Annotated in this window: 7 protein-coding genes; 5 read left to right on the forward strand and 2 right to left on the reverse strand. The window is 40.7% G+C overall.

Annotated elements, in window-relative coordinates; genetic code table 11:
* The first annotated feature begins 89 nt into the window (after positions 1 to 89).
* The gene (locus ACTHN6_RS21165) at positions 90 to 1,475 is read left to right on the forward strand and encodes a DUF2339 domain-containing protein (protein WP_440437778.1); all 1,386 of its coding nucleotides are present in this window, start codon (positions 90 to 92) and stop codon (positions 1,473 to 1,475) included.
* Here ACTHN6_RS21165 and ACTHN6_RS21170 read toward each other — a convergent pair.
* A complete protein-coding gene (locus tag ACTHN6_RS21170; protein WP_440437779.1) occupies positions 1,465 to 2,421 on the reverse strand; it encodes an NAD(P)H-dependent flavin oxidoreductase in 957 nt (318 codons plus the stop codon). The two genes, ACTHN6_RS21165 and ACTHN6_RS21170, sit on opposite strands and share 11 nt — an antisense overlap.
* Positions 2,422 to 2,963: 542 nt before the next feature.
* Here ACTHN6_RS21170 and kbl point away from each other — a divergent pair.
* Genes kbl through ACTHN6_RS21185 form a run of 3 tightly spaced genes read left to right on the forward strand, consistent with a single transcriptional unit; the run spans position 2,964 to position 5,267 of the window.
* On the forward strand, positions 2,964 to 4,157 hold the full coding sequence (gene kbl, locus ACTHN6_RS21175; RefSeq protein WP_440437780.1) for a glycine C-acetyltransferase: 1,194 nt from the start codon (positions 2,964 to 2,966) through the stop codon (positions 4,155 to 4,157).
* 31 nt (positions 4,158 to 4,188) lie between these two features.
* Positions 4,189 to 4,386 carry a DUF433 domain-containing protein gene (locus ACTHN6_RS21180; RefSeq protein ID WP_440437781.1) on the forward strand — a complete coding sequence of 66 codons (198 nt, stop codon included), beginning with the start codon at positions 4,189 to 4,191 and terminating at the stop codon, positions 4,384 to 4,386.
* Between the two features lie 47 nt (positions 4,387 to 4,433).
* Entirely contained in the window at positions 4,434 to 5,267 is an 834-nt protein-coding gene (locus ACTHN6_RS21185; protein WP_440437782.1) for a penicillin-binding transpeptidase domain-containing protein, read from the forward strand.
* A gap of 3 nt (positions 5,268 to 5,270) precedes the next feature.
* Here the strand turns inward: ACTHN6_RS21185 and ACTHN6_RS21190 are convergent, their stop codons facing one another.
* Positions 5,271 to 5,705, reverse strand: a complete 435-nt coding sequence (locus ACTHN6_RS21190; RefSeq protein ID WP_440437783.1) for a GNAT family N-acetyltransferase — start codon at positions 5,703 to 5,705, stop codon at positions 5,271 to 5,273.
* A gap of 83 nt (positions 5,706 to 5,788) precedes the next feature.
* On the opposite strand from ACTHN6_RS21190, the gene ACTHN6_RS21195 reads away from it, so the two are divergent.
* Positions 5,789 to 6,733, forward strand: a 945-nt coding sequence (locus tag ACTHN6_RS21195) for a VWA domain-containing protein (RefSeq protein WP_440437784.1), incomplete at its 3' end; no start/stop codon positions are given.

Genomic DNA, 6,733 nt, shown 5'->3' on the forward strand with positions numbered 1-6,733 from the left:
GGCATTAAATGCATGCCTTCATTTTTAATAAGGATTATTTTAGTATAGATAAATGGTTTTGCTTTAATTTAAAATTCTTAACATCGAATATGGCTTTAAGCGAAATGGATGATCTGAAACAGCAGGTGAAAAAATTATCGCAGCAGTTACAACAGGTGCAGGAAGAAGTAATGCAAATGCAGCGCCGGATAAATGAAAGTGATAACCGTTCTGTGGGTTCTGCTAAGTTGCCTGGACCCGTTCCTCCACCGCCACAAGCAGTGAGAAAAAATATTGCTTCGCAACGTTCGGTTGAAAATTTTATAGGTTTAAAGATCATCAACCTTGTTGGTATTGTTGTATTGCTGATTGGGATTTCTATAGGCGTAAAATATGCAATTGATAAAAATCTCATCACACCCTTTGTAAGAATTATACTTGCTTACTCAGCAAGCGTTGCATTGCTTTTACTGTCGTTCATGCTAAAGAAAAACTATGAAGGTTTTAGCGCCATACTGTTCAGTGGTGCCATGGCTTCCATGTATTTTACAACATATGGTGCATTCACTTATTATGATTTCTTTTCGCAAACACTTTGCTTTGTTATCATGGCTGTAATTGCGGTTTATACGGCAAGCAGGTCGCTGCAATATAACCGCCAGGAAATTGCAGCCGTAGGCATGGTGGGCGCTTATGCTATTCCCATGCTCATCAGCACCAATCATGAAAATTATATCTTACTGTTTAGCTATATACTTGTAATGAATGCAGGCATACTCATTATATCTTTTAAACGGTCATGGAAATTATTAAACCTGCTTGCACTGGTTATTACATGGAGTTTCTTCATTGGCTGGTTGCTGGCCCGGTATAAAGAAGTCTTCCGGTTTTATGCAGTTATTTTCATGAGCGTTTATTTCATCCTATTCCTGCTGAGCGCTTTTGCGTTTACCGTAACAAGGAAAACGAAGTTGAGCAACCAGCAACTACTGCATGTGCTTATAAATAATTTTGCACTTTTTATTGCACTGCTTACTATTTTCAGCATCCCAACTTCTAACCCAAATGCAGCGGGTGTAACGGCTTTCTGTGCTGTATTATTCTTTGTTTTTGCCATAGCGGGCAATTATTTTTTTCACGATGAAAAAGTGCTTAACCGCATACATTACGCTACTGCTCTTTTGCTAATTGTTTTATGGATAGGCATACAATGCAGCGGCTTAACCATTACCATGCTCTGGACACTGCTTGCCATCATTGTATTTATAACTGGCATCCTGACAAAAACAGTATGGCCAAGGCTTGCTGCTATTTTACTTGTAGCACTTACGCTTTTAAAACTGGTTCTGCTGGATAGTATATTTTTTACCGCCGTTCAAAAAATTATTGCTTATATCACCATTGGTACATTGCTGCTTGTGCTTTCTTTCTTCTATCAAAAATTTAAAGCGGTTTTATTTGCCGATGATGAAAATAAAACAAACATCAGCGATTGAAGTAAAACGGATTGTTTGCCACCGTATTAAATTCATTCCATATTTCCTGCACAATATCAGCAGCAGGTTTTATATTGTTTATTAAAGCGCTTACTTCTCCAATTTCCAGTTCGCCTTCATCAAGTTCTCCTTCCAGCATGCCTTTTTTTGCACGGCCATGCCCCAATATTGCCGCAAGTTCTTCTTTAGTTGCGCCACGCATTTCAGCTTCTTTTATCGTTTCAGAAAAATTGTTTTTAAGCAACCGCACCGGCACTACTTTTTTTATACTCAGCATTGTATCGCCTTCTTTGCTGTTTACAACAGCTTCTTTAAACTTTATATGGTTGGAAGCTTCGTTGCTGCATACAAAGCGGCTGCCTATCTGCACGCCATCGGCGCCTAAAATCATGGCTGCCAGCATTTGCCGGCCTGTTGCAATACCGCCCGCAGCCAGCACCGGAATTTTCACCGCTGCTTTCACAAGCGGAACTAAAACCATTGTAGTCGTTTCTTCGCGGCCGTTATGGCCACCAGCTTCAAAACCTTCTGCCACTACCGCGTCACAACCTGCGGCTTCTGCTTTTTTAGCAAATGTGCTGCTGCTTACCACATGTACTACCGTTATACCATGTTGTTTTAAAACCGGGGTCCAGGTTTTAGGATTACCAGCGCTCGTAAAAACAATTTTCACACCCTCGTCAATTACAATTTGAATATGCTTCTCAATATCAGGATATAAAAGCGGAATATTTACACCAAAAGGCTTTGCAGTGGCAGCCTTGCATTTGCGGATATGCTGAAGCAATACTTCAGGGTACATGCTTCCGCTGCCGATAAGACCTAATGCGCCGGCATTGCTTACAGCGTTGGCAAGCTTCCAGCCACTTGTCCAAACCATGCCGGCCTGAATGATAGGATAATCAATATTAAAAAGCTGTGTAATACGGTTGGAAAAGTTTGCCATCAACCTAAAATAAAACAAAGCGGGTTAATAAAGAAGGATAAAATTATTTAAGCGAAATGATAGTGCAGTTACAGGAAAATTAATATAAATATCTTCTCGTTTCCACGCAGGAAATAAACCTTTTCATAACTGAATTTTTCTTGTTGTTATCTGCTTTTGCTTTCGAACCCGGGCTGCTTGTTTTTAATATGGGAGCAGCGGGTTGCAGGTTTTGCTTTTGCGAGGTGAATGCGATAAATAAAAACGTAGCTGCCAATAATGCGGCAGCAATAAAGATTGGTATATTTCTTAAGTAGCGGATGGTTAAATAATTTGGCTACGAATATAGTCGTAAACTAAATAGTTTATAAATTTTTCGCTGTTAAAAAAAAACAAAACAATGCCGGTGCAAGGCTTAGCAACAATTGTATTAGGTTTGCCCCATCTTAATTATGCAGGTATGAATAAGCATAAAAATTTTCGGCAATTTTTATACTAAGCGATGAAAATTTTTTTTGCGTAATTCCCATCTGACAAAAAATGTAAAAACAAAAAATATTCAGATGAATGAAAGTTTTACTAACCGCATCCAGGCCGAATTGCTGGAAATAGAGTCTTCCGGTTTGTTTAAAAAGGAACGCATTATTACCAGCCCGCAGGGCGCTGAAATTACCGTAAACGAAAAAAAAGTTTTGAACTTTTGTGCTAATAATTATCTCGGTCTATCGTCTCATCCTAAAGTTATAGAAGCAGCGCACAAGGCTATAGAAACACATGGCTACGGGTTAAGCAGCGTGCGCTTTATTTGCGGCACGCAGGATATTCATAAAGAGCTTGAAAAGAAAATAGCTGATTTTTTAGGTACGGAAGATACCATTTTATACTGTGCCGCCTTTGATGCCAATGGCGGTGTTTTTGAACCTTTATTTAATGAGCAGGACGCTATTATAAGCGATGCTTTGAATCATGCCTCTGTAATTGATGGCGTGCGTTTATGCAAGGCGCAGCGTTACCGTTACGAACATAATAACATGGAAGACCTTGAGGCGAAACTGATTGATGCCGCCCATTTGCGCAGCCGCATTATTGTAACAGACGGGTCTTTCAGTATGGATGGCACCATTGCGCAATTGGATATGATTTGCGAACTGGCTGAAAAATATGATGCCGTGGTAATGATTGATGACAGTCATTCAACCGGATTTTTAGGAAAAACAGGCCGTGGCACACATGAATATAAAAATGTAATGGGCAAGGTTGATATTATTACCGGCACCCTGGGCAAAGCACTTGGTGGCGCCAATGGCGGTTTTACCAGCGGCAAAAAAGAGGTTATTGAAATGCTGCGCCAGCGTTCCCGCCCTTATCTTTTTTCCAATACACTGGCGCCTGCCATTGTGGGCGCATCCATTGCGGTTTTTGATATGCTGTCTGAAACAACTGAACTGCGTGATAAACTGGAACGCAATACTATTTATTTCAGGAAAAAAATTACAGAAGCCGGTTTTGATATAAAGCCCGGCGAACACCCGATTGTACCAATAATGTTGTACGATGCCATTGTGGCACAGCAGTTTGCAGCCAAATTGCTGGATGAGGGCATTTATGTAATTGGCTTCTTTTACCCCGTGGTGCCAAAAGGCCAGGCAAGGATACGCGTACAGTTAAGCGCCGCTCATGACATAAAAGATATTGACAAAGCAATCACAGCTTTCACAAAAATTGGAAAAGAGTTAGGTGTAATAAAAAACGGGTAATACCTTTACGCCGTAATCAAAGAGCAATCCGATGAATACTTTACTTCGTTCTGAGAGCGAAAAACCGAAATTAGTGGAAGCCGGTCTTCCTTTCTGGAAACTGGTTAACATGTTAGATAACGGGATGACTGAAGAGCAAATTATCAATCAATATCCGTTACTTTCTTCTGCAGAAATAAAGGTGGCTATGAAGTATGCTGGTTCCACAGCAGTTTCTATAACCCGATAAACAGTCGTTATAAATTTATCAGCTGTTAGCTTTTAAACCAGCAAATAATGCATGTAATTAAGCGTTCAGGTTTTTATTGCCTGCTTTTTGGCGCCCTCCTTTTTTCAGCCTGTTCCAGCAATAATATTACCAGTGATGACAGCCTGAAAAAGTATTTTGATGAATACCATGTAACGGGCACTTTTGGTATGTTTGATAACGGGCAGGCTCAGTTTACCATTTATAATTTAAAAAGGTTCACCGACAGCGCTTACTCACCCGCATCCACGTTTAAAATTGTTAACTCACTTATTGGCCTGCAAACAGGCGTTATCTCCGGCGAAAAAATGGTAATACCCTGGGATGGCGTGGTTCGTTCCCATCCTGAATGGAATAAAGACCTCACCATGGAACAGGCTTTTAAAGTATCAGCCGTTCCTTACTACCAGGAGGTAGCAAGAAGAATTGGAAAAGATACCATGCAGCACTGGCTGGATAGTTTGGGGTATGCCTCCAAATATGGCCGCGCCTTTATTAAAAATGATCTTGATTCTTTCTGGCTCGATAATAATATTAAAATTACCGCCGATGAACAACTGGGCCTGGTAAAGAAATTATATTTTGAACAACTGCCCTTTCAGAAAAGGGTGCAGGCAGTTGTAAAAAATGTAATGGTGCAGGAAAAGAATTCCAACTACACCCTGGCATATAAAACAGGTTGGGGATATAAGGAAGATGGGAAATCCATCGGCTGGATTGTAGGCTGGGAAGAAGAAAACAAGCATCCATATTTTTTTGTTTTGCAGATAGAAGGCGCGCATGATATGGATATGGTAACAGCCCGGTTGGCTATCCTGAAAAATATCCTTTCACAATATGGATTTTTCAAAGGGCAGCGGTAATTCTTAAACATCTATCTCAAAAATTTTCTGTTCCTTTTTTTCTTTAAACCCAAGATAAAGATAAAACGCATGCGACGCGTTTCGCACAACATTGCACCTCACCCTTAATCTTTCCCGGTTTTTATCCCGGCACCATTGCTTCGTTTTTTCAATAAGCGCTTTGCCAATTTGTTTATTGCGCAACTGTTCATCCACGACAAGCCCGCGGATTTCGCAGTATGGAAGCGATTCAAGTGTTACAACGCCCGCAACCGTTATCCAGCCAGCTACCTGGTTATTGAACACAGCCACAAATGCCGCAGCATTATTATCGTTTAAGAGCATTTCAAGATTATGTTTAACCTGTTCAGTATCTATTGTATAACCAAGTTGGCCGGTAAGGGCATTAACAGCTGCGGAATCTGCCGCCTGCATGGTTCTTATAGAAATTTCCATCATAATATTTGCAATTTTAGTGTTCTTCTTTCTGCCAATCATTAATCAAACCATAAAAATCAAGTTTTAAATACACGATTGGCTTAATGCTTGTAGCTTGCAGCGATCGCATAATGTTTCAGTTTGAACATACCATATACCTTGCCGGGTTAATAACAATTATTCCACTGGTTATACTGCTGCTTTCCGTATTGCAATGGAAGAGGAAGGTAAAAAAGGCTTTGGGCGATGAAACACTCATTGATCAGCTTACCAAAAATTATGATGGAAGGAAATACAAACTCAAGTTTATTTTAATAACCGCAAGCATAGTGTTATTAATTATTGCTGCGGCCAACTTAAGAAAACCCGTGATTAGTAAAGCTGAAAAACGTGCCGGCATTGATATAATGATTGCATTGGATGTAAGTAAAAGCATGTGGGCCGAAGACGTAAAACCTTCCAGGCTTGATGCAGCAAAACAATTTGTAAATAACCTTATTGATAAACTGGATGATAACCGCGTTGGCCTCGTGGTTTTTGCAGGCCGCGCTGTATTGCAAATGCCGCTTACATCAGATTTTGCCGTATCCAAATTATATGTTTCCAATGCTTCGCCTGAAGCCGTGCCTGTGCAGGGAACAGTAGTGGGCGATGCATTGCGTTTATGCGCCGGTTCATTCAGCTCAGAAGAAAAAAAATACAAAGCCGTTGTTTTAATTTCGGATGGAGAAGATCATGATCCCGGCACTGAAGATATATTGCAGCAGCTAAGCGATAAAGGCATTATTGTAAATACAGTGGGCGTGGGCAGTGTAAACGGCGCGCCCATAACAGAGCCTGGCGCTAAGGCTTACAAAGTTGACCGTAACGGGCAAACCGTTATAAGCAAACTAAATGAGGAAGAACTTCGCACAATAGCGCAGCAAACCGGCGGCGCTTATTTTCATCTTGACAACGCGGGCACTTCTGCCAGCAATATCGCTGCCATTGTAGATGGCATGGAGAAAAAAGCCATAGAAACAGGCGGCGGTGAAAAACAATACAGCTCA

The sequence above is a fragment of the Parafilimonas sp. genome (assembly GCF_051953455.1).
In the GTDB taxonomy this organism is placed as follows: Bacteria; Bacteroidota; Bacteroidia; order Chitinophagales; family Chitinophagaceae; genus Parafilimonas.